The sequence below is a fragment of the Methanoplanus endosymbiosus genome (assembly GCF_024662215.1).
Classification (GTDB): Archaea; Halobacteriota; Methanomicrobia; order Methanomicrobiales; family Methanomicrobiaceae; genus Methanoplanus; species Methanoplanus endosymbiosus.
This window is the reverse complement of sequence record NZ_CP096115.1, coordinates 1,071,531-1,093,911: the sequence shown is the minus strand read 5'-3', so window position 1 is coordinate 1,093,911 and position 22,381 is coordinate 1,071,531. Positions and strand designations below refer to the sequence as shown.

Here is a 22,381-nt window from a genome sequence, read left to right as displayed (position 1 = left end):
TCCGGAAATATATTCTTCTCTATGTGAAGGGCGGCTGTGGAAATACAAATGCCCACATTATCAGAGCAATCACAAAAATAACAATCCCGTAGCATGCAAGCGGCAGGGTGTAATTCTTCAGAACAGTTCCTATATCATCTCCGGTTGTCTTTTTTACAAGCCAGAAGTAAGGATCTGTTAAGTATGATATACAGCATGTCCCTGCAATTATCATGAGAATTAAGGGCACAGGGTGTATGATGTCCGCAAGTGCACTTTTGCCGATAATCTCAGCCGAGATTACAGCTGTTACAACCCTTGACCCCTGTGCGGTTGCAAGCATTGCTGCGGTCAGGAAAGGTATCACAATTGCCGGCATTACCGGCAGCATGCTATCAAACGCACTGTTGGCAAGGCCTGACTCTGAGATTACACTTCCTATAGCTCCTGCGGCACAGAAATCAAAGAGGATAAGCCCTGCAAATTTTGCACCCTCTGAAAAGCTCTTCTTTCTCTTCTCATCGGGGGCAAGAATTAATGCGGTTATCATTGCCATAAGCATGATGAACTGCATGAGGGTTGCATGGGAGAGTTTGAGTATAAACAGCCCTGCCGGAATAGTAAGCAGAAATGTAAGAAATGGTGCCCATGCCCTAAGCTGAGTCTTCAGGGCGATCTCACCGTCCGGTTCATTGTCATCCTTATTCCGGGCAGCATCCCCCCACTCTTCTGATTTGTATCTCCTGCAGAAAACCCCGATCAGCACCAGAAGAGAGATAACTGATACCGGTATTGCAAGCAGATCAAATGAGAATGCCGGAAATTCCGGTGCGAAAGCCACAAACAGAGGAATTGTCACCGGTGTTGGGAATATAAATACATAGGAGATTATGCTTCCGGTTGCCAGCGTGTACAGAAGTGTATTTGATCTCTTCTGATTCCCGGAATTTATATCACTACCGGAATTATCGGCCCCTGAGATAACATTATCTGTTCCCTTCAGTGCCGGTGCCAGCATCATATAGGTTGTAATACAGCAGGTTGTCGGAACCGAGAGGAGATAACCTAAAATTCCGGCACTGATGCACGGGTTCTTTATCCGTCTGTTTATCCCGTACATCATAGCAGAGAGGAGATTTTGATCAGAGAGAAGCCTGACAATTACTATGCCTGACAGAATAATGATTGCAAATCCGGAGAACACCCTCCCCATGCCTGCAATAGCCCATTTTATGACTGTATCCGGATCAAACCCGGCAAGAAGCCCGAAGAATAGGGCACTCATCAAAAGGGTGATAAAAACCGGCACTTTCCTTGAAAATGCAAGTGCAGTTATCAGAATGAGAGTAAGAGCGAGTATAATGAGTGCATCCATTATGAATATCTGATACCCGCAAAGGAATAAGAATTTACATTCTCAACTGAGATTTTCAGGTTTTTATTCAGCCGGAATTTACAGTGATGTGACAGAATAACAGTGAAGCAATGATACAGTCAGCGTTAATGTACAGATCATGTTCTGTAATAGCGGGATGTATCGCTTAGAAAAGTTCAGATTCTGAAATATAATGTAAGACTTAAAAAAAATAGATTTATCCGAAGAGTGCTCCGAGACCGGCCATGCCGCCTGCTGCATCTTCTTCTTCTTCCTCTTCTTCTTCCTCAGCTGGTGCTGCTTCAGCTGGTGCTGCTGCTGCTGCCGGTGCTGCTGCTACTGCTGCAACTGCTGACTTTGCAATTGCCTCTTCGATGTCAACGCCGTCAAGAGCTGCAATGAGTGCCTTTACACGGCTGTCGTCAACTGCGATACCTGCTGCACCGAGGACAGAAGTTACGGCTTCCTCAGATACGTCTTTTCCTGCGTTGTGCAAAATAAGTGCTGCGTAGATGTATTCCATTTTTAATTCACCTTATATTATTTTATATTAATTTTCTTCAACAATCGCTTTAACAGCGAGTGATTCTCTCTGTGTACGTCCTATAATAAGCTCAACAATATCCTTCTCATATATTGCCGCGTCAACACCAAGGTTGCGTGCTTCACGTACAGCCTTGCCAATAATTGCCCCTGCTGTTGTAGCGGTTGGGATAACTGCATTAACTGAAAGGTTAAATGCCTGCTGGGCTGCAAGTACGAGATTGTTGAAGTATTCTGTCTCATCAATCGCCAGTGTCTTTGGCTCGAAGAAAGTTCCTTCGTAGAAAGCAATCTGAAGGCTCATACCTACATCAATTGGCCTGATATCAAGCTTTGAAAGTACGTCTGCCATCTTTGCGTTGATCACTTCGCCTTCTTTGACAACGGTTTTTGTTTCACGAATAACTACCTTTCCTGCGGTAATCGCGGCAGGAATTCCTGCCTGCTGGAGCTGACCAACGATTGGTCCGGGAGGAAATGATGTTGGGCCTTTTGATACTGAAATGTCCTCAGGAGCAATGTCACCTGGCTTTGCAGCCATCTTTGTCATTGTTTCCTGAAGCCTTTTGTACAGTCTGAAGGGATTTTCGTTGGTGTAAATAAGAGCGCTGTGGCCATCGATATGGTTGTTGATGCCCTCGATTTCACCGCCCATCTCTGTGAAAGCGTGCTCGATGAGTGTATTTCTTGTCATCTTAAGCACTGCACTTCCACGAAGGTTGCGGCGCATCTGCTGCATCTGGCTTGCAGGGATACCATGAAGATCTACAAGACCTATAAGTTTGTATTCCTCTGCGTGGCTCTTAATTTCCTCAACTTCGTCCCTTTTCCACTGCGGCAGGTGTGTTGTATATAATGTCATTACACTAACCTCTCTGCCGGGCCCATGGATGTTTTAACGTAAATTGAACGAATGTTCATAGTTCCGCTTTCAAGATTGGCTTCTACCTTCTTCAGAACCGCATCAATATTCTCTGCAACGTCATCAGGATTCATACCGGTTGAACCGACTTTCACGTGGAAGGTCTTTTTGTCCTTGGTTCTGAATTTGACTGATTTGCGGAGACGATCTACGATAGGTCCGATGTCAACTCCCTGGGGAATTGGCTGTGGCATCTTACCACGCGGACCCAGTCTGGTACCTAAGAATCGGCCTACAAGAGGCATTACGCCTGTTTCTGCAAGGAAAAACCTGTAAGTGTCGGCCATCTGCCTTGCTTCACGTTTTTCTCCACCGAGACGCTCAATTTCTTCAGGTCCGATGATGAGATCTACACCTGCAGCTTTTGCCTGAGTGGTGATATCTCCTTTACCAAGCACAGCGATCTTTTCCACTCTCCCTGTGCCATGTGGCAGAAGCATTGTCTCATCTATACGGTTTTTAGGCTGTGCCATGTCAATATTTCTAAGATTGACGATAATTTCCATTGATTCCTGGAAATTTCTCTTTGGCGCCTTTTCTATCGCCGAGTTAACGGCATTTAGAATCTGGACCTTTTCTACCAAATTAATACCTCCATAGTTCAACGACCCGGAATAATCCCGGATCTTCTATGGGTTTTCATAGTCTGTGCTCTTTATACTAGCTGACCGTCATATTCGCCTGCATCAATGAGGGCAAACATCTCTTTTGGATCTTTGCCGTCAACAGTGACGCCAACGCTGACACATGACCCGATAACTTCCTTTACGGCGTTTTTCATGTCATATGAGAGCATGTCGTCAAACTTCATGCTGGCAATGCGGACAGCAGCCTCGAACGGTAAGTCGCCAACTTTGTTGACATTCGGTTCTCCCGAGCCTTTTGCAATGCCACACTCTTTCATAACAAGTGCGGTTGCTGGCGGGACACCAACGGAAATTGTGAAGTTCTTCTTGTCGTCAACTTCAACTTTTACAGGAACCTGCATTCCGTTAAAGCTGGAGGTCTTCTTGTTGATCTCATCAACGACTGCCTTCACATTGATTCCGAGTGGTCCGAGTGACGGACCTAATGGTGGCCCTGCTGTGGCCCTACCGCCGGGTACCAATACCTCGACTACTTCTCCCATTGTAATATCACCTTTGCTGACAGTGATATAGATTCCACTGCCAAGCTTGGGTCTTTATTATTTGATTTTATGCTGATTTAAATCTTTCAGGTGGGCCTGAAAAAAAGAGGATTATTCCTGGACTTTTTCTATCACGCGCACATTATCGCCGCGGACAGTGATTGGGATTGGAACCATACTCTCGTAAAGTTCTACTGTTATCTCTTCTTTTGATGTATCTACTCTTTTTACAACCGCCCTTTCACCCTTGAAAGGCCCTGCAATGAGTTCTACAATTGTTCCCTCATCAATACCGCTCACTACCGGTTTTGGTACAAGGAAATGTTCTATCTCACGGAATGATGATGCCCCTTTTACCACAGTTCTTGCATTTGGCACCATCTCTCTTAGTTGTTCCATTCTGGCGATGGGATCAGGACTTTCAACAAGCACATAACCCTTAAGTTCATCAGGCGCCATAATTGACATTACGCGGATCTCTTCGTGATCCTTCAGCGCCTCAACAATATTGTCAACCACTGTCCTCTCCTGTTTGGCAGTGGTCTTTATTGCATATATTTTATTCTCGGATTCTTCAGTACTCATTTTGCTGTACCTGTCTGAAATATTAATTCAGGGGATTAAAAGGATTATTTCGTAGAGGATAAATCCAATCATTCCTATAAGGGCAATACCTGCCGCCGCAACAATTGCGATTTTCTGGAATTCGTCGCGTGATGGTGTTCTTGCAAGCTTCAGAACACGCATGTACTTTTTGAAAAGTTCTTCGTCTAACTTAAAATTAAATGACATTTTGTATTACTCACCTGAGAAAGTCTATATCGTACTCGCGGGCTGCGGGCTTCTGTGAATACTCATCGCCCTTCCCGTAAATCTGTGGTGAACTTACGCCTGTAACTACAAGCATTGTTCTCATTTTATGCTGCATATCCGGATCAACCTGTGCTCCCCAGATAATACGTGCATCCGGATCTATCCTCTCATAGACTTCCTGTACAACACCTTCGGCTTCCTTCATTGTCATGTCGGGGCCACCGACGACATTTACAAGTGCAGCTGTTGCATTGGAGATGTCCACATCGAGAAGCGGAGATCTGAGCGCCTTCTTGACTGAATCGGCCGCTTTATCCTCACTGTCACTCTCGCCCATGCCTATCATTGCCACTCCTCCGCGTTCCATAACTGTACGGACATCGGCGAAATCAAGGTTGACAAGACCCGGCTGGGTGATAAGTTCTGTAATACCTTTGACGGCACGCATCAAAACTTCATCGGATACTTTGAAGGCTGCATGCAGAGGAAGGTTGGGTACAACTTCAAGAAGTCTGTCATTCGGGACAACTATGACGGTATCTGCAACATCGCGCAGTCTTTCAAGGCCGGCTTCTGCATTCTCTGCCCTTATCGCGCCCTCAACTGTGAACGGGAGGGTTACAATTGCGATGGTGAGAGCGCCCTCTTCTCTTGCTGCCCGTGCAATGACCGGTGCAGAACCTGTGCCTGTTCCTCCTCCGAGTCCGGCAGTGATGAAGACCATATCACTGTCCATAAGTTTTGCCTTAATCTCATCTTCGTTCTCAAGTGCTGCTTCCTCTCCCACCTGCGGGACGGAGCCTGCACCGAATCCCTTTGTTCTCTTCCTGCCGATGAGAATCCGGTAATCTGCCTTTGTTCTGATGAGATGCTGTGCATCGGTATTCAGTGCATACAGGGTTGCGCCTTCAATGCCTTCTTCTGCCATTCTTGTAATGGTATTTGAGCCGCCTCCGCCACAACCTACCACTGTAATTCTTGTCCTCAGTGATTTGAGGATCTCCTCCAGATCCTCATCCTCGCTGCTGTAGGGACGATCAACGATCATTTTACTATCATCCCTGCTTCTTGACAGTGCTTCTTCCACTATTGATTTCATCATAGATATCTTTCCAAACCCTCTAAGTGAATTATTTTCTCATCAACTGCTGAGACCATATCCGGAGTGATTTTTCTCCCCTCAATAATTATCTCATTTCCGGATGCCAGTCTGCCATACAGCGGACCCGGCGTGACTCCTGCCCTTTTTGCTGCGTCCGGGTCAAACCTGACTCTCCTGATAATTATTCTGTCATTGTCAATGGCAGTATATTTTTCTTTGTGTAAGATTTTGACACACAAAGTAATTAAATCATTTATTAGTTTTAATCTGTTCTCTTTATATAAAATAAATTCCGGAAGTACATTCCCGGAAAGTGACATTATACAGGCAACCGGAAGTTTTTGAAGCGTTTTAACGACTGCGCTTTTATCTGCCTTCATTGCCTCCTCAAAAAGATCTGCATTTATTCCGGCCCGGATTATATCTCCTTTTCCTGAAAGGGCCATGATTCTTACTTTTCCTGCACCTCGTACCTCCTTTGCCATCTCTCTGATCTCAAGAAATGTCTCCCAGTCGAGTTTTCCGGCTGATTTGATCTCGCCTTCTGAGAGCAGGGGCATGTTAAGGTCTGCAAGTATCCTCTCAATTCTTCTCAGATCGCTCTTTGGGGCACTTTTTTTGTCAATGTATGCCGCCTGTGCGCCGGAATTTTCAATCATTCTGATGACTGTTTCCACTCCTGCGCCCGGCACTTCACGTGAGTGGCATATATGCCCGAATCCCGCGTTTGAGCTGAGGGCTATCTCAGTCTCCCTTGCAGCGTAGTGGTTTCCGCCAAACCCGATCATCCGGATGACATCCGGAGAATCTTCCTTTAACACTTCCAGGAGTGTGTCGGCAACGGCGGATGCGGCATCTCTGTCCGCCCATTCCTTCTCAGTGCTGCCTATCTCAACAAAATATGACGGTGTTTTCAGATCAGTCGGCCCGTGGTGGGTTACTTCATAGGATACACTGTAGCCTTCGGGTGCGTATTTATGAAGCATATTCAGGGTCCTGTGCATCCACTCCGGTGCTGCCATGGCAAGTGACTCCGGTTCCCCGCCGTAGTCTGCCGTCTTAAAATTCCCTGTTACATGCACTGTGAGGGCCGGGGCAGGGTTTACGCTTGTATGCCTTGAGATGAAGATTATCAGGTCACAGTCTGTTCTCTCATCGAGATTGTCCTCATATATGAGGCGCTCTTCTGTCTCCAGAAATACGATCTCATGTGAGAAGTACCTTAATATCCCCTCTCCGGAGTGCCCCGTCTTCTTCAGTAGTTCTTTCCTGATATGACATCCTGCGGGGTCTTTTGCTGAATTAACGATTGATATCTTCATATTTTTTTACTGCTGCTGATATTTTTTCCATATGTATTGCATCTGTGAATTACTGTTTTCTGTCCGGAAGGAGATGCACTCCGGTGACAATATCTGCCTGTATGTCTCTTTTCCCGTCTCCTGCTTATTGCCATCACCGGGTTTATGTGGTAATATCTGCTTATGTACCTCTATTCTGCCTGAATATTTGTATATCTTCTCATTTTTTCTGCATTCCCTCACAGGTTATCAGGTCTCCGGCGGTGAACTTCACTCACGGTTATTTTCACCTTTTCTTCCGGAAAAATATCTGCCGCTCTCCAAAGTGCTATGTTAAAAGAATTACAAACATTACAGGACTATTCGAGGGATTGCAGTTGAAAGAGGTGACAAGCAGCTTTAATGCAAAAGAGGTGGAAGGCGAGGTCTTAAAATTCTGGACCGAAAACGACACCTACGGTAAAGTTAAGGAACTCAGAGAGGGAGGAGACGATTATTTTTTCGTTGACGGCCCTCCTTACACTACCGGACATATCCATCTTGGTACTGCGTGGAATAAGATTCTCAAAGATACCATTCTGCGCTACAAGAGGATGTGCGGATTAAATGTGACAGATCGTGCTGGCTATGATATGCACGGGCTGCCTATTGAGGTCCGCGTTGAGAATGAACTCGGTTTTAAGTCCAAGAAGGATATTGAGAAGTTTGGCATATCCGAATTTATTGAGAAGTGCAGGGACTTTGCAGTCACTCATAAGGATATTATGTCTGAGCAGTTCAAAGCGCTCGGCATCTGGATGGACTTTGACAATCCGTATCAGACAATAACTCCTGACTATGTGGAGGCAGCATGGTGGGCGCTCAAGAAAGCGGATGAGAAGAAGCTCCTTGAGACCGGTTCCCGTGTGGTAAACTGGTGCCCGCGCTGTGAGACTGCTATTGCGGACTCTGAGGTTGAGTACTGGGATGAGCAGGACCCGTCAATCTATGTCAAATTCCCGGTGAAAGGTGCAGAGAAGGAGTACCTTGTCATCTGGACGACAACTCCGTGGACACTGCCGGCAAATGTTGCGGTTGCTGTCAAAGAGGAGTTTGTCTATGTGAAAGTCCTTGCAGAGAAGGAGGATTCCTCAGAATATCTCTGGATTGCAGAGGATCTCGCCGGGGAAGTCCTGAAGAAAGGCAGGTATAAGGACTTTTCAGTGGTGGAGAAGAAGACCGGTGCAGAGCTTGCCGGAACAGAGTACGAATCCCCGCTTGCTGATTTTGTCCCCCGGCAAAAGGAGATCGCACACAGGGTTGTTATGGCAGATCACGTCACCCTTGAGAATACCGGAATGGTTCATACCGCACCGGGACATGGGTGGGACGACTACCTTGTCGGCCTCAGGGACAATCTGGAGATTGTCTGCCCTGTTGACGGAAGGGGTATCTTTACAGCTGAGGCAGGAGAGTTTGAAGGACTCTTTGTGAAGGACGCTGATGCAAAGGTTCTGGAAGCACTCGGTGATCATCTCCTGCGTGAGATGAAGATTGTGCACAGATACGGGCACTGCTGGCGCTGTAAGACACCTATCATCTCTCTTGCCACTGAGCAGTGGTTCATTGCAATCCCGAAGATCAAAGAGCAGATGCTCGAAGAAATTGCTAAGGTGAAGTGGTACCCTGAGTGGGCAGGCAGTGCAAGATTCCATGACTTTGTCGCTGATGCACGTGACTGGTGTATATCAAGGCAGAGATACTGGGGCATTCCGATTCCGGTCTGGAAGTGCGACTCCTGTGATAATTATGATTCATTTGGCACAATGGCTGAACTGAATGAGAAGGCAGGCTCAAATCTTACTGATCCGCACCGCCCGTATGTGGATGAGATCACATACTCCTGTTCATGCGGCGGGACTATGAGAAGGGTTGAGGATATATTCGATGTCTGGTTTGACTCTGCAATGGCTTCATGGGCGACAATCGGCTACCCCGGAAAGACTGACGACTTTGAGAAGCTCTGGCCGGCTGATTTCATAACCGAAGGTCAGGACCAGACGAGAGGATGGTTCTATTCCCAGCTCGGCGCTTCAACAATCGCCTTTGACAGATCACCATACAAGAGCGTGATGATGCACGGTTTTGCTCTCGATTCAGATGGCAGAAAGATGAGCAAGTCCTTTGGCAATGTCGTTGCACCTGAGGAGGTCATTGAGAAGGTCGGTGTTGATGTCTTAAGGCTGTACATCATGTCTGCAAGCGCTCCCTGGGACGATCTCAAGTTCAACTGGGATGGTGTCAAAACAACCAACCGTGCGGCAAATATTCTCTGGAATGTGTACCGCTTCCCGCTTCCGTATATGATCCTTGACTCTTTTGAACCGGAAACTGATGAATCAGGAATCTGGGACGGAAAGTATGTCAGGGAGAATTTTGCGTCAATGCCGGATGAGGACAGATGGATCATCTCAAGAATCAATACTGTGGCATCTGACGTTACCGGTTACATTGGAACCTGTGAGCTTCACCGTGCAACCCGTCTGCTTATATCATGTATTCTGGAGGACATCTCACGCTGGTATGTGCAGCTGGTCCGCTCAAGGATGTGGCTTGAGGAGGACTCTGTCAGCAAGAGGCAGGCATATGAGACGATGTACTATGTCATGAGGCGGCTTTCAGGTCTGCTTGCACCGTTCACCCCGCATATCTCCGAGAAGATATACAGTAATCTCAGATCAGAGGCTGATCCTGCAAGTGTTCATATGCTCGACTGGTTTGCAGGTGATGACTCCTTAAAGGAAGCATCAGCTGAGGCCGAGATGGCGGTTGTAAGGTCATTTGATGATGCTGTTGCAACTGCAAGGCAGGACGGCAGAAGAAAGCTGAGATGGCCTGTTGCAGAGGCTATTGTCATCACTGACTCTGATGTTTCTGAAGCTGCGGTTATAAGGCTCAATGAACTCTGCCGCCAGCGTGCCAATGCACGCAGAGTTACGGTTGTGAAGGGTGCGTGGGACCGCATGGGCGTAAAGGCCGAACCTGTTATGAGGGCAATCGGGCCGGAATTCGGAAAGGAAGGGCCGAAGGTCAAAGCCGCAATCGAAGGTGCGGACGCAGCCATGCTTAAGCGTGAGATCGGGGCAAACGGCTCGGTTGAGATCTCCGGGTACACGATTACAGCAAAGCATGTTGCATTTGATGAGGAGCTTCCGGAGAATGTCTTCTCCGCAAAGATGGACGGGGGCATTGTCTGTGTCGATGTAACCCTTGATGACGATCTCACAGCCGAAGGGTACGCAAGGGAGGTCATCAGGAGAATCCAGGAGATGAGAAAGCAGCTTGATCTCCAGGTTGATGACTCTATTTCAGCAGTCGTTCAGATTGAGGACGAAAAAATTCTGGGTCTTGTCTCCGGATGGAAAGAGATGATAATGAACGAAGTGCGTGCAAAGTCTCTTGAGATCTCTGAAACGGGAGATGTTGAAGCATCACTTGTTCAGGACTGGGACGTTGAAGGAATAACGATGAATATCGGAATTTCAGGTCTTTCCTGAATTTCCGGCTTAAATTAATTTTTTTTTGTTTGGGTCTGAAATACTGCCCGCCGGAATCTTTGGCATAACCGGATTCTATCTGTAAAAAAGTATTTTTTCTCCGGAAATTATTGCCTGCCGGAGATACTGTGGTTATTGTTCACTGTGTCTCTTCATCGCGTGAGAGCAGTTTTATTATATATTCGTCCGCAGCCTGCACGTCACTGAAGAGGGGCGGGTTTTTGTCAGCCGTAATTATTGTCCGGGAGGCTGTAACTTCAGTGCCGGTTATGGGGTTAAAGCCCTTTCTGAGCACTTTGTCCTTATGAATGACTGTTCCGCGCCTCTGCCATGCCGGAGTTTCCGAAAGATTCACGCCCCGGTTAAACATCATCTCGTGCATATCTGCCGACTTCATCCCCTTCATTATCCTGGCAGTCTCTGTGCCTGTATTTCCTTCGGATATGAGGGCGCTCTGGCAGTAGGCATTCATATGGTTTCTCCATGCCTCACTCTGCCGCCATGAGAGATATTTTCCGGTCTGGTCTTTCTGTATCATTATAACCCTTGAATCAAATGCCAGCGGCTTATTCAGGCCAAGTTCAAGGAGGAGGGCAGATGCCGCATATGAGGCGCAGACTGAATTTATCTTCTCAATGCGTCCTTTAAAGGGAAGATTTGCAAAGTAGAGGCTTATCTCGTCTGAAAATGTATATGCAAATTCCGGTTCAAGACCGCTTTTGGAGATGAGTTTCTCAGATACTCTCCACATGGCAGAGCTGAACTTCTCATCAAATGGCTTTTTAAAATTCAGATCTCTGGTCAGGCTGTGAAATGCCCTTCCGTCAAGCCTGACAATGACAGGCGGGACTGCATAAATACCACTGAAGATCTCTCTTTCCTGCATATAACCGGTAAGTTCTCCCTTTTTTATTTGGATTCATTCTTCTGGAACATATTGTTGATATGGCGGATGATGATTATGTCTCCTATTGACTTTACAATCCTGTATGGGATTTTTATTCCGGTGAATCCCTTCATCTGAACAAATTCAGGGTTTAAATCTCCAATGGCAAGAGCATCTACTTTTTTTGTGTCGATATTCAGTATGGCATCGTCAACCGTGCCGACACGGACTGCCTTGTCTGTATAAACTTCTACCCCGAAGAGCTCGGTGATTTGTGTTTTCATCGTTACCGGTTGAAGGTATAATACTTAATATTTAAAAATATAATCTATCTCAATGCAGGATTCAATACAGATAGGCAGGCTGTTTGGCATTCCCATAAGGTTACATTTCACATTTCTGCTGGTTATTCCGCTTTTTACGTATATAATCGGTTATCAGATTGAGTACAGCGCATCCTTTCTTGAGGAAATTTACAGTCTGCCTTATGAGATGGATCTCTCGCTTATCACTGCCGGAACAATGCCATATGCTCTCGGCGCTGTTGTGACTGTTTCACTTTTTGCGGGCGTTCTGATACATGAACTGGCACATTCTGTTGTCGCTCTCTCAAAAGGGCTGGAAGTTACGGGTATTACCCTGCTGATACTTGGCGGTATATCATCCATAGATGAGGGTAAGTCTCCGGATCCTGCCATCGAACTTCCAATGGCGCTTGCAGGGCCGTTTGCAAGCCTTATCATCGGGATTGTGACCTCGGTAGCGGCTTATATCTCGTATGTCACGATCTCTCAGCCGGCCTTTGCCTCACTCGTCTTTTATATTCTTGGATACCTGGGCTTTCTGAACATTCTTCTCTTCCTCTTCAATCTTATTCCGGCTTTTCCTATGGACGGCGGACGGGTGCTCAGGGCACTTCTTGCAAAGAGGATGCCGGTTCACCGGGCAACAAAAATAGCAGCAGATGTCGGCCGGGGTTTTGCGATAGTATTCGGTATTGTCGGACTGTTAATATTCAGCCCTGTGCTCATAATAATCGCAGTATTCGTCTATCTCGGTGCCGGGCAGGAGGCATCAATGATGAAGTACAATGAGCTGCTCCGGGATGTCTGTGTAAAGGATGCGATGTCCTCGCCTGTGACGGTTGTACGGCCGCATATGCCAATCTCAGAACTTGTTGATCTCATGTATCAGACGAGGCATCTTGGCTTTCCGGTGATGGACGGCGAGGATCTCGTTGGCATGGTAACTCTTGCGGATGCGGGATCACATGCCTCCATTGACAGTGATGCTCTGGTTGTAAGGGATGTGATGTCATCCGATCTTATGGTAGTTTCACCATCACAGCCACTTGCAGATGTGTTAAAGATCATGTCTATGCAGAATATCGGCAGGATTCCGGTGGTGAAAAACGGCAGGGTTGCCGGCATTGTCACACGAACCGACATCCTGAAGTTCATCGAAATTAAGGAATATTCCGGGGATAAAAAGAGCTGAACTGTCAGATTTCTGCCTTAATAAAATTCCGGCTGAAAAAAAAGTTATAATCTCAGAACTGGATTATATCATCAATGGGTGTCTCACCCACAATCTTTCTGAATTCCTCAATATTTTTAAACGGCCTCTTTGCAATGATGGATGCGGCCCTCTTCTTTCCGACTCCGGGGAGGTATTTTAAGGCGTGTATTGATAGTTCATTTATCTTAACCGGAATGGTCATCGCAGTGACTGATCTAAATCCCCAGTCAGTGACTGCGGCATCAGTGACCGTTCCTTCTTTTATCTCCTGCGGGATTCCGACAAGTATAGGATAAGATCCCATCTGCCGCCCGAATGAGGTTTTGCCGCTCTCCTCAATGATTATCTCCTTAAGGGGAGTTCCCGCCGGAAATACCCTCTTTAACATCGGCAGGTCAAAATTCCGGCGGACATCATCCTTAAACGCCTTAAATTCCCTGTCGTGCATGCCAAGTGTATTGTTATCATAGGCTTTTGTCCCTTCAAAGGGCATCACCTGCCGGATGTTTACCCTTCTGACAAGCAGTCCGCGTCTGGCGACCTCATGCAGAAATTCAAGGTTGAGCCTGTAGGTCTCTTTTGTCTCACCCGAAAGTCCGGTGACGAAATTTATCCCCGGAAGAAGTTCCGGTACTCCGTCTCTTCTGACTGCCCCGACTTCGTTTACAATCTCAATGGCTCTCATAACCTCTTCTGCTGAGGCTTTGAGGTTGTTGGCAGATATAACAGCAGGATCTGCTGACTCAAGGCCGAATGCTGCTACATCCCCTGCTGTATGCCACTTCACAATCGCTCTCAGGGCTTCCTTTGCCTCCTCCTCATGGGCTGCAATGGTGCCGGGGTTTACATTGTCTATATGCAGTGTATGAAGGCCGGGCGCATTGCTCCTGATTCCGGAGAATAACCTCTCGATCACATCGGGTTTTGGCGTTGGGAATTCTTCCCCGATCTTAGCACCGTATGCCAGAATGTCAGGCTGCCTGCCGACTCTTATATGCTCTGCCCCGCTCTCATGCAGCGCCCTTGTCTCTGCAAATATGCCCTTTGGACTTCTGAATACAGGCTCGCCGTACACTGACTCTGTGCAGAATGAACATCCGCCTGTCACAGATCTCGAGCACCCGCGTGCGGTCTCCATCTCACAGATCACATGCGGAAATTTTGGATGAAGTTTTATGATGAAGCTTCCGGCAGCGCTGAATCTGTCAATCTTTTCGTAGTTCAGCTTCCCTTCCGGTTGTCTGCCGGAAAGAGCGTTGTCAAGGGCTGCTCCAATCTCTCCTTTTAGTATGTGATCGTAGGATGAGAAGCACTGCTTCTCTGCATAATGGCCGCCGCCGCCGGAATATCCAAGATTTAACGGGCCTCCGAAGAATGTCTCAGGCACTGTGAGCGACTCTGCAATCTGCATGATTTCAGTAGCCGTTGCCGGAGTTCCGGCAAAGTACTTCCCCGGCACTGTAACCCCTGATATGACAATGACATAGTCGCTTGCCTGAAGCTCAGAAAATACCGCCGGATTTTTCCTTAACTGATCAATGGTGTAATATCCGGTTTTAAACCCTCTCTCTGCACATACGCCTGCTGCATAGCGGACATATGGTGAGATATAGGGCGATACTCCGAGGCATGCAGGTTCATCTACATATCCGTCTATGATTACAGCCTTTGGCACTTTGCCACCGGGACTGTCAGATCTCATATCCGATTTCTCTTAAGAGATCCTTGGCAATCATCAGTTTGCCTCTCTTCATTGGATTTACTGTTTTGTCGTCGAGATCAAAGCCTGCAAAGATTATCTCTTCAGCACCAAATTCGTCTGCTGTAAATGCCGCCCTGTCTCCGTCTGTAAATCCGCCGTAATTGTGGACATTTGATATGGGTTCTGCCTGGGTTGTGAGCACAAGCGGACCTTTAAACCGTGGTATCCAGTTTTTGAGGAGAAAGATATTGTCTCCGTGTGCATGGATAACGATCACCGTTCCCTTATCATTCATCTCAATGAAACTCTCATCACAGCCGTCAAGATCGGTGAATATCGCATCCGGAAGTATGCCCGCTTTATACAGTCTCTCAGATGCTGCATCTGCGGCGAGGACTTTCCCCTTTATCTTTTTGATGTCAGAGTCAAGGCAGGGTGCATTTCCGCATACTGTTACTGTATTGCCCCCGCAGAGTTCTTTCAGGAGATTTATGTCGTCTCTGTCCGTAAGCTCTGATGCAAGGATGGCGGCTTTCTCATCTCCGTCCCTGTCAAATCCAAAATAGTCGAGTATTTTTGTGTAATGGGGTTCCCAGTCTTTAAATCTCATCATGCTCTCCTGTGAAGCATTTCTCTGTTTCATCCGTTTTCTGTAAGCCGCTGTTCATGTGTTGTGACTTTTTTGTTTATATCTACGAGGTCAGCAAAACGTTCGAGAATCGGGTCAATTACAAGTGCAAGGAGTTCTTCCTTATTCTTTACAAGGGAAAAAGAGTTGAGTGGTATTCGTGCCGCTGCCATTGTGGCATGGCCGCCGGCTTCACCGATATCGGAGAATGCCTCTTTTAAGACATTGCCCACATGAAGCCTGATGTCCTTGTTTCTTGCTGATATGGTGATGAACTCTTCTCCTATTCCATATGCAATTGCTGTATTTATGCCTTCAAGCTGAATCATCAGATCTGCGGCCTGCGGGATTATGTCGCGGTTTCTGACATATCCGACATTTGTAAAGAGATAGCCGCTCTGGACTTTCCTGTTTCTGATGGCATTGCCAAAGCCTTCCATTGTCTCTGGCGACATTGAGGGTGATGTAATCTTTCCGAGAAGATCTCCATCTGTCAGGGGGAGCAGGTATGCGGCGTAGTTTAAGTCCTGTGGTGTTGTATTTCTGGAGAATTCCCTTGTGTCTGCCCTGATGCCATACAGAAGTGCAGTTGCAACCTTCTGGTCTATTGATATTCCGAGTTCCTGTATGTATTGCGTTATTATCGATGCAGCTGCGCCCGCATTCGGCCTTATATCTACAAATTCAGCCGGAACTGACTGTTCATTATCCGGAGGCATGTGGTGGTCAACTATTATATTGACGTGGATGTTGTCAGGGACTGAATTGTTTATTCCGGGTCCCGGTGAATCAACAAGTGCAAAATAATCACATTCATCGATGACTTCGTCAGAGAATTTCACCATCTCAATGTCAAGAAGGGTGACAAATGCCCTGTTTTCCTGATGGCCGATCTTGCCGTCATATACGATTCTGCATTCGAGTTTCCCGCCGCTCGCAGTTTTTGCTATTGCACAGAGTCCCATTGCGCTCGATATCGCATCCGGATCCGGGTTAGCATGGAGAAATATACCCATTATTCCTTCAATTTCAGAGAGGTAATGGTAGAGTTTTCTTGCGAGCCTTGACGAGTGAAGTTTTCTGATATGGTGTACTGCGGATTTTGCAAAGACTTCCTGCGGATAAAGTGTCATGTCTGAACCGGCCTGTTCGAGCAGGGTGAGGCTTAACCTGTCAACAGCTCTTGCAATTACGTAAGCCGGAGGATAGGTTTCCTTTACCGTCTTTACTGCTTCGAGGTTGGCATTTTTATCGCTTGAAAGGACAAATACGACTTCCGGAACCGGGAGTGAGTTCAGGAAATCGTTTTTCTGTATGTCGCGGACTATTGCTTCGTAGTTTTGATCTCTTAAATCCTCGACTCTCTTTTCATCAGAGTCGATGATTATGATCTCATCAGAATCATGCGCGAGTACTTCAACGACATTATAACCGATGCTTCCACAGCCAAGGACGAGGTACTTCACCTTATCCGAGGAGCCATTAGGCAGGCTATCTGGCATGTATCATCATATATCTACTTCTGGATTTATTAAGGGATTTCCGAAATCTATATATTGTTCCACATGCTAGTTATGTAGGCGCAAAGGCGCAGTTGTGGGCCTGTAGCTTAGTCAGGCAGAGCGACGGACTCTTAATCCGTAGGCCAGGGGTTCAACTCCCTTCAGGCCCGTTACAACTTCTTTTCAGGGTTTTTTCTCAGTAATTATGATTTTCTGCGTCCCGGAATTGTTATTTTTTTATCTATGGTCTGAATTTTATCGCTGAGCAGCCGCCTGGTTTGACTCTGCCGGAAAAACCTGTTTGTTTCTGAAAATATAGCCGGGACTTTTGTCTCTCCTCATTGGTTTAAACCGGAGAGATCAAAACCGGAAGTTCTAAAATAATGTAAGTATAAGTTATGTAGGCGCAGAGGCGCAGTTGTGGGCCTGTAGCTTAGTCAGGCAGAGCGACGGACTCTTAATCCGTAGGCCAGGGGTTCAACTCCCTTCAGGCCCGTTACAACTTCTTTTCAGGGTTTTACTTCTTTAGCGCAGGCTTTGTTCCGGATAATTCTGTATAGTATAATGGCAATGTCTGAAAAAAAGGAATTATTCACCGATCATAACCAGCATATCCTCAAGGCTTGGATAGTGCGATTCAATCTTTTTAACTCTCCCGCCGCCCTTTGCAACGATATTCGTCAGATTGCTTAAGTCATCCACATCCTCAACCGTTGCTGATATAATTCCGGCAGACTCCGAATACTCTCCTATAACACCTTCAAGCAGATCCCGGTCGTCAAGAACGAACTCTATCTCATATGATACAGAACCGAATTTACTTCTCAGCTCGTCCATATCTCCGAGAGCAAGTGTCTTGCCCCTTCTGAGTATGAGCACCCGGTCACAGATCTCTTCCACCTGATAGAGATTGTGCGCAGAGAGGATTATTGTCTTCTCCCCTTCTTCCTTAATCTCACGGAGAAACTCGCTTATGTACCGCGATGTCATAGGGTCAAGCCCGGAGGTTGGCTCATCATATACCAGAAAGGACGGGTCATGCATCAGTGATCGTGCAATGGCTGCCTTTCTCTTCATACCCTTTGAAAACTCGCCCATCTTTTTGTCGCCCGGATCAAGCTTCAGCTTTGACAGCAGTTCCCTGCTTTTCTTTCTGATCTCCCCGTCACTCATCCCGTATATCTCACCAAAAAACGCAAGATAACTCCAGACATTCATATTTTCATAAAGCCTGGACTCTTCCGGAAGATAACCCAGAGTCCTTTTATGTATGTCCGGATGCCTGACCACATCAACTCCGTTAATCTCAAGTTCGCCGGAAGTCGGCTTAATCAGCCCGGACATTATCTTTAACAGTGTCGTCTTCCCTGCACCGTTATGTCCGATTATTCCAAATATTCCGGGTTTATCGAATTCAAAGTCAACTCCGTCAAGAGCTGTGAATCCGTCAAAGTCCTTTACGAGAGATCGGGCGCGAATCATTTAGTATCAGGGATTACTTTACACCATTTTTATATAATAATTCCTGTTGAGGCGGCAGTGCAGTATTTTTTCACCTGCCTGTGAATTCCGGTTTTTGATTGCCGTACTCTAAATCTTCTTATATCATCAGTATAATAAAAGAAGCAGAGATCAAAGAGTGAATTTATGCAGTTATTATTTCCTGATTATTTATCCGGAAATTATGATACTTAAATTCCTGAAAAATCCGGATTAACAGAGGAGATGTGGGATAAATGGCAGATGCACTGAGAAATATCGGCACAATTTCAAAATGGGAGGTCAAGCGGTTTGCCGGTACAATGAGCCGGGATGTCCTGCCGATCTCCATTGTACTCTTTATTCTCCTGATTCTCGCAACCGGACTTACACAGCAGAGCGGTATGCACCTCCAGGATGACATCTACACTGCCGGTATTGACAGCGTAGATGCGGCATCTGTCCTTTCCGGGGATGAGCGGTTTCAGGTTTATCTGATTGACTCTGCCTCCCCCTCAGCCGGAGCATATAATTATTTTGATATAACAATAATTGACGGCGGCGTATCGCGCCTTGGCACTGAGAAGGCATCCGCCGCCTTAAGTGCACTTGAGAAGGATTATACCCGGTATAAAACTGCCGTGTACAACCGTGAAACTGATATATTTGCCGTATATCCGCTGCTCATTGACGAGCAGTATGTGAAGAGCGAACTTGATTTTCTTGCAACCCAGAGCGGACAGCTGGCAGTGTCTCCGCCTAATCCTTTCAGAGCGCCTGAACCATCACTGCCTGTGCAGCCCGTAACTCCGCCCGGTGATGCAAGAAATATCAATCCTGATGAGTTCAGGTTCGGGCTTATTGAAGGTGAGGGTGAGGACAGCCGGGTATCACGATATACTGATATGCTCACCTCATCCGGGGGAAACGGCCTTGAGTACAAGACTCCCTCTCAGCTTGCGCCGCCCCTTCCGTTTGACTCGATAATACTGGTATTTGTATTCGTATTTCCGCTCTACTTCACATCCCAGTTCTTCATGATGAGTATTATGAATGAGAGGATAGGCAGAAGCGGTGAGGCCCTGCTTGCCTCACCAGTTCCCGGCTGGCAGATAATCCTTGGTAAGGGAATTCCCTATTTCCTGATGATGCTTGCAATCTCAACAATTCTGACCGCCCTCACAAGCGGTGAGTTCATAATTCTCCTCCCGCTTATTCCGGTGATATTCTTCTTCCTTGCCAATGCTCTTCTAATCGGAATGACTGCGAGGAGTTTTAAGGAGTTATCCTTCATCTCTATATTCTTCTCCACCGTTGCAACATCCTATATATTCTTCCCAAGCATCTTTGCAAATATCCATGTCGTAAGCCTGGTGTCGCCGCTGACTCTGATAATCCTTCAGCTTCAGGGTGACGGCTTTACATTCTATGATTTCATATATTCGACATCACTCTTCTTCATCACCGGAGGTGTGATCTTTTACCTCTCAGCGAGAAATTTCACCGAGGAGAGGCTCTTTAACTATCACAGGCTGATTCCAAGGTTAAGGGAGTTTATCCGGACAGTTATATCTGACAGATGGACAAATACATCCCTCTTTGCAATAAGTGCAATAACCGTTCCCTTTGTATTTATGGCGCAGATGATGGTTCTTGTGCTCTTCTTCAATCTGCCAATGCCATATTCCCTGATTGCAATTCTCATATCTGCGGCATTCATTGAAGAGCTGGCAAAGTCAGTCGGGGTTTATACCCTGTACTACACATCGCCGGAGTACTTCAGCCTGAAAAATATTATTGTTGGTTCTTTTGTAGTAGCGCTTGGCTTTCTCGTGGCTGAAAAGCTCCTCTTATTTGCAACCCTTGCCGAGATTACCGAGTCTGTATTTGGCGAGATTATGTTTGCAAGCCTTCAGGTGCTCTGGCTTCCGCTCTCGCTGCATATGATTGGTGTCCTGACTACCATATCCTGCCTGAAACTCGGCGGAAGGCGTGCATATGTTATAGGGCTGATTGCGGCAACGATAGTGCATGTCCTGTATAACCTGTACTTTATCCTTGGATGGGGTGCTTAACAATGAAGAGAAGAAACTGTATAATCATCGCAAAAAAAGAGCTTCAGGGGCTTTTTTCTGAAAAAACTATACTCCTTGCCATACTGCTTCAGCTCTTCATCGCAATGTTCTCCTCATTTCTCCTTGTGGGGCTGGCATCTATGTACAACCCTGACTCGATTAGTCAGTATTCAACGATCAAATATCCTGTCGGGGTTACGGGAAATACCACATCACCGCTTACAGGGCAGCTTGCATCCAGTGACAATTTTGTCATATATGAGATGGAGCTTGGCACTGCACTTGCGGCCTTAAAGGAGAGAAAACTCTCGGCAGTCATATGGATTCCGGGAATTGAGGAGTATTCGGCAGATCCGATCACAATTACCCTGTATGTCATACAAAATGACATCCAGTCAAGCATTGTTAATGTGAAGCTAAAGGATGCTCTTTTAGACTATGAAGACAGACTCAGAAAGATCCGGCAGTCAAGGCTTGAGTTTAAGCCGGTCGAACTGATACTTCCGGAGACAAACCCGTCCAGTGACTTCTATGAGTTTGTGTACGGCCTGCTAATTCCGCTTCTGGTCTTTATGCCGGCGATAATCTCCGGTGCACTGATAATCGATCTCATAACGGAGGAGTACCAGCAGGATACGCTTGAGACACTTATGTCAACTCCTGTAACCTTCCCTGAGATGATCTGGGGCAAGACTGCTGCATGTCTGGGACTTGTGCCTGTGCAGTCTGCCGGGTGGCTCCTGCTCTTAATGGCCAACGGCATAGCGATCAGCGGTTTTGTCCCGATAATTCTGCATGTCACCGCCGGATCTATGGTGATTATACTTATCGGGGCGCTTATCGCTCTTAAATACCGTGAAAGAACAAACGCCCAGTTTATATTCTCAACCGCCCTTGTGGTCGTCATCCTTGCCTCACTGGCTGTGCCCCTGAATCCGGCAAATCTCATTGTCAGGCTTTCGGTGGACTCTATAGGGCCGGTTCACTGGCTTGTCCTTGCGATGGTTATGGGTGTATGTGTCATACTCTCGTACCTGATGACCGGATATGCAAAGAGGGTTGAAGGTAAGGTCATCTGAGTGAGATTTACAGGTATTTTGTGATATATCTGTAAATTTCAGGCCTTTCACCTTTTCAGTTTTTTTCAGAAGTGATATATTTTATCTGCTGTCAATGTATCACATGGATAAATTAAGGTTATCTTCCTCCGGTGCGGGCCGGCCATTTCCGGCATTATGTATTCTTATACTGGCGGCTCTGCTGCTGGCAGTATCTCCGGTTTTGGCACAGGCAACAGATTCCATGACAATTGAGTCGTCACAGGAGAGTGCACAGATCGGCGATATTGTCAAATTTAAGGGTAAGGCAGGCGCTGGTATGAATACAGCACCTGTCTATCTCTTCATTACAGGGCCTGATCTTCCTGAGAGCGGAACCACACTTGAGGGTGATGTCCGGCACGCAAGAATCCCGCACCACCAGATCTATTCAGGTGGTGCTGAGTGGGATTACTCATGGGATACCGGGCTTGTTGTGGGCGGACTTGATGAGGGTATTTACAAAATCCATGTGACAACACTGTCCGACAATGAAAAAGCGCTCTCATCCGGAAATTATGCCGTTACTGAGATTGAGATTACAGATCCAAAAGGAGAGAAGAAGGAATCACCTTCCGGGATTATCTATATCATCTCTGCACCTCTCATTGCAGGTCTGATTTTCTTAACCAGGAATTATTCCGGTTCAGGAAAATAATATTTATTTCTTTTTTTCCGCCGCGGGTTTTGTAATCCGGATGATTGTGTGCAGATTTGAAATTTTTTCTATTTAATTCCATTTTTTTACCTTATTGCGTATTTTTTGCCTGTTCTCAATATTCCGGAAGGTATAT

Annotated in this window: 20 protein-coding genes and 2 tRNA genes; 7 read left to right on the top strand and 15 right to left on the bottom strand. The window is 46.5% G+C overall.

Annotated elements, in window-relative coordinates; translation table 11 throughout:
• Positions 1-19: 19 nt before the first annotated feature.
• The 9 genes from L6E24_RS04680 to L6E24_RS04640 all read right to left on the bottom strand — a co-directional run bounded on the left by L6E24_RS04680 (position 20) and on the right by L6E24_RS04640 (position 7,185).
• Positions 20-1,354, bottom strand: coding sequence for a GntP family permease (locus tag L6E24_RS04680; RefSeq protein WP_257743559.1), 1,335 nt, complete (start codon positions 1,352-1,354; stop codon positions 20-22).
• Positions 1,355-1,571: 217 nt separating this feature from the next.
• Positions 1,572-1,877, bottom strand: a complete 306-nt coding sequence (gene rpl12p, locus L6E24_RS04675) for a 50S ribosomal protein P1 (RefSeq protein WP_257743558.1) — start codon at positions 1,875-1,877, stop codon at positions 1,572-1,574.
• 27 nt (positions 1,878-1,904) lie between these two features.
• Positions 1,905-2,759, bottom strand: coding sequence for a 50S ribosomal protein L10 (locus tag L6E24_RS04670; RefSeq protein ID WP_257743557.1), 855 nt, complete (start codon positions 2,757-2,759; stop codon positions 1,905-1,907).
• Complete coding sequence (locus L6E24_RS04665; RefSeq protein ID WP_257743556.1) at positions 2,759-3,403, bottom strand: 50S ribosomal protein L1; 645 nt, start codon at positions 3,401-3,403, stop codon at positions 2,759-2,761. Before L6E24_RS04665 ends, L6E24_RS04670 begins: the two co-directional genes overlap by 1 nt.
• 71 nt (positions 3,404-3,474) lie before the next feature.
• Complete coding sequence (locus L6E24_RS04660; protein WP_257743555.1) at positions 3,475-3,948, bottom strand: 50S ribosomal protein L11; 474 nt, start codon at positions 3,946-3,948, stop codon at positions 3,475-3,477.
• Between the two features lie 111 nt (positions 3,949-4,059).
• Positions 4,060-4,533: a transcription elongation factor Spt5 gene (locus L6E24_RS04655; protein ID WP_257743554.1), complete on the bottom strand. Its 474-nt coding sequence runs from the start codon at positions 4,531-4,533 to the stop codon at positions 4,060-4,062.
• Between the two features lie 27 nt (positions 4,534-4,560).
• Positions 4,561-4,740: a protein translocase SEC61 complex subunit gamma gene (locus L6E24_RS04650; RefSeq protein ID WP_257743553.1), complete on the bottom strand. Its 180-nt coding sequence runs from the start codon at positions 4,738-4,740 to the stop codon at positions 4,561-4,563.
• Positions 4,741-4,750: 10 nt separating this feature from the next.
• Positions 4,751-5,860 (bottom strand): cell division protein FtsZ, encoded by a 1,110-nt coding sequence (ftsZ, locus tag L6E24_RS04645; RefSeq protein ID WP_257743978.1) that lies wholly within the window; start codon positions 5,858-5,860, stop codon positions 4,751-4,753.
• Positions 5,860-7,185 (bottom strand): D-aminoacyl-tRNA deacylase, encoded by a 1,326-nt coding sequence (locus L6E24_RS04640; RefSeq protein WP_257743552.1) that lies wholly within the window; start codon positions 7,183-7,185, stop codon positions 5,860-5,862. Before L6E24_RS04640 ends, ftsZ begins: the two co-directional genes overlap by 1 nt.
• Before the next feature lie 356 nt (positions 7,186-7,541).
• Here L6E24_RS04640 and ileS point away from each other — a divergent pair, with 356 nt between their 5' ends.
• Entirely contained in the window at positions 7,542-10,700 is a 3,159-nt protein-coding gene (gene ileS, locus L6E24_RS04635) for an isoleucine--tRNA ligase (protein WP_257743551.1), read from the top strand.
• Between the two features lie 139 nt (positions 10,701-10,839).
• On the opposite strand, the gene L6E24_RS04630 is transcribed toward ileS, so the two are convergent.
• Both L6E24_RS04630 and L6E24_RS04625 read right to left on the bottom strand, forming a co-directional pair.
• A complete protein-coding gene (locus L6E24_RS04630; RefSeq protein WP_257743550.1) occupies positions 10,840-11,586 on the bottom strand; it encodes a tRNA(His) guanylyltransferase Thg1 family protein in 747 nt (248 codons plus the stop codon).
• A gap of 23 nt (positions 11,587-11,609) precedes the next feature.
• Positions 11,610-11,870, bottom strand: a complete 261-nt coding sequence (locus L6E24_RS04625; RefSeq protein ID WP_257743549.1) for a PRC-barrel domain-containing protein — start codon at positions 11,868-11,870, stop codon at positions 11,610-11,612.
• A 52-nt stretch (positions 11,871-11,922) separates the two neighbouring features.
• Here L6E24_RS04625 and L6E24_RS04620 point away from each other — a divergent pair, with 52 nt between their 5' ends.
• Entirely contained in the window at positions 11,923-13,083 is a 1,161-nt protein-coding gene (locus L6E24_RS04620; protein WP_257743548.1) for a CBS domain-containing protein, read from the top strand.
• Between the two features lie 52 nt (positions 13,084-13,135).
• Here the strand turns inward: L6E24_RS04620 and L6E24_RS04615 are convergent, their stop codons facing one another.
• The 3 genes from L6E24_RS04615 to L6E24_RS04605 are packed head-to-tail and all read right to left on the bottom strand — an operon-like array spanning position 13,136 to position 16,936.
• On the bottom strand, positions 13,136-14,806 hold the full coding sequence (locus tag L6E24_RS04615; RefSeq protein ID WP_257743547.1) for a radical SAM protein: 1,671 nt from the start codon (positions 14,804-14,806) through the stop codon (positions 13,136-13,138).
• Positions 14,796-15,416 carry a 6-hydroxymethylpterin diphosphokinase MptE-like protein gene (locus tag L6E24_RS04610; protein ID WP_257743977.1) on the bottom strand — a complete coding sequence of 207 codons (621 nt, stop codon included), beginning with the start codon at positions 15,414-15,416 and terminating at the stop codon, positions 14,796-14,798. Before L6E24_RS04610 ends, L6E24_RS04615 begins: the two co-directional genes overlap by 11 nt.
• Before the next feature lie 29 nt (positions 15,417-15,445).
• Positions 15,446-16,936 carry a DHH family phosphoesterase gene (locus L6E24_RS04605; RefSeq protein ID WP_257743546.1) on the bottom strand — a complete coding sequence of 497 codons (1,491 nt, stop codon included), beginning with the start codon at positions 16,934-16,936 and terminating at the stop codon, positions 15,446-15,448.
• A 96-nt stretch (positions 16,937-17,032) separates the two neighbouring features.
• Here L6E24_RS04605 and L6E24_RS04600 point away from each other — a divergent pair.
• Both L6E24_RS04600 and L6E24_RS04595 read left to right on the top strand, forming a co-directional pair.
• Positions 17,033-17,106: transfer RNA gene (locus tag L6E24_RS04600), tRNA-Lys, on the top strand.
• 252 nt (positions 17,107-17,358) lie between these two features.
• A tRNA-Lys gene (locus tag L6E24_RS04595) sits at positions 17,359-17,432 on the top strand.
• Between the two features lie 92 nt (positions 17,433-17,524).
• Here the strand turns inward: L6E24_RS04595 and L6E24_RS04590 are convergent.
• On the bottom strand, positions 17,525-18,418 hold the full coding sequence (locus L6E24_RS04590) for an ABC transporter ATP-binding protein (RefSeq protein WP_257743545.1): 894 nt from the start codon (positions 18,416-18,418) through the stop codon (positions 17,525-17,527).
• Positions 18,419-18,672: 254 nt separating this feature from the next.
• Here L6E24_RS04590 and L6E24_RS04585 point away from each other — a divergent pair, with 254 nt between their 5' ends.
• The 3 genes from L6E24_RS04585 to L6E24_RS04575 all read left to right on the top strand — a co-directional run bounded on the left by L6E24_RS04585 (position 18,673) and on the right by L6E24_RS04575 (position 22,245).
• Positions 18,673-20,490 carry a PrsW family glutamic-type intramembrane protease gene (locus L6E24_RS04585; RefSeq protein WP_257743544.1) on the top strand — a complete coding sequence of 606 codons (1,818 nt, stop codon included), beginning with the start codon at positions 18,673-18,675 and terminating at the stop codon, positions 20,488-20,490.
• 2 nt (positions 20,491-20,492) lie between these two features.
• Positions 20,493-21,569, top strand: coding sequence for an ABC transporter permease (locus L6E24_RS04580; protein ID WP_257743543.1), 1,077 nt, complete (start codon positions 20,493-20,495; stop codon positions 21,567-21,569).
• 103 nt (positions 21,570-21,672) lie between these two features.
• Positions 21,673-22,245, top strand: a complete 573-nt coding sequence (locus tag L6E24_RS04575) for a hypothetical protein (protein ID WP_257743542.1) — start codon at positions 21,673-21,675, stop codon at positions 22,243-22,245.
• The last annotated feature ends 136 nt before the right edge of the window (positions 22,246-22,381 follow it).

Coding starts and splice junctions, on each gene's coding strand:
- L6E24_RS04625 (WP_257743549.1), bottom strand. CDS start 11,870: ATGAAAACACAAATCACCGAGCTCTTCGGGGTAGAAGTTTATACAGAC.
- L6E24_RS04610 (WP_257743977.1), bottom strand. CDS start 15,416: ATGAGATTTAAAGACTGGGAACCCCATTACACAAAAATACTCGACTAT.
- L6E24_RS04575 (WP_257743542.1), top strand. CDS start 21,673: ATGGATAAATTAAGGTTATCTTCCTCCGGTGCGGGCCGGCCATTTCCG.
- L6E24_RS04615 (WP_257743547.1), bottom strand. CDS start 14,806: ATGAGATCTGACAGTCCCGGTGGCAAAGTGCCAAAGGCTGTAATCATA.
- L6E24_RS04590 (WP_257743545.1), bottom strand. CDS start 18,418: ATGATTCGCGCCCGATCTCTCGTAAAGGACTTTGACGGATTCACAGCT.
- L6E24_RS04585 (WP_257743544.1), top strand. CDS start 18,673: ATGGCAGATGCACTGAGAAATATCGGCACAATTTCAAAATGGGAGGTC.
- L6E24_RS04670 (WP_257743557.1), bottom strand. CDS start 2,759: ATGACATTATATACAACACACCTGCCGCAGTGGAAAAGGGACGAAGTT.
- L6E24_RS04640 (WP_257743552.1), bottom strand. CDS start 7,185: ATGAAGATATCAATCGTTAATTCAGCAAAAGACCCCGCAGGATGTCAT.
- L6E24_RS04660 (WP_257743555.1), bottom strand. CDS start 3,948: ATGGGAGAAGTAGTCGAGGTATTGGTACCCGGCGGTAGGGCCACAGCA.
- L6E24_RS04580 (WP_257743543.1), top strand. CDS start 20,493: ATGAAGAGAAGAAACTGTATAATCATCGCAAAAAAAGAGCTTCAGGGG.
- L6E24_RS04620 (WP_257743548.1), top strand. CDS start 11,923: ATGCAGGATTCAATACAGATAGGCAGGCTGTTTGGCATTCCCATAAGG.
- L6E24_RS04650 (WP_257743553.1), bottom strand. CDS start 4,740: ATGTCATTTAATTTTAAGTTAGACGAAGAACTTTTCAAAAAGTACATG.
- rpl12p (WP_257743558.1), bottom strand. CDS start 1,877: ATGGAATACATCTACGCAGCACTTATTTTGCACAACGCAGGAAAAGAC.
- L6E24_RS04680 (WP_257743559.1), bottom strand. CDS start 1,354: ATGGATGCACTCATTATACTCGCTCTTACTCTCATTCTGATAACTGCA.
- L6E24_RS04605 (WP_257743546.1), bottom strand. CDS start 16,936: ATGCCAGATAGCCTGCCTAATGGCTCCTCGGATAAGGTGAAGTACCTC.
- L6E24_RS04630 (WP_257743550.1), bottom strand. CDS start 11,586: ATGCAGGAAAGAGAGATCTTCAGTGGTATTTATGCAGTCCCGCCTGTC.
- ftsZ (WP_257743978.1), bottom strand. CDS start 5,860: ATGAAATCAATAGTGGAAGAAGCACTGTCAAGAAGCAGGGATGATAGT.
- L6E24_RS04655 (WP_257743554.1), bottom strand. CDS start 4,533: ATGAGTACTGAAGAATCCGAGAATAAAATATATGCAATAAAGACCACT.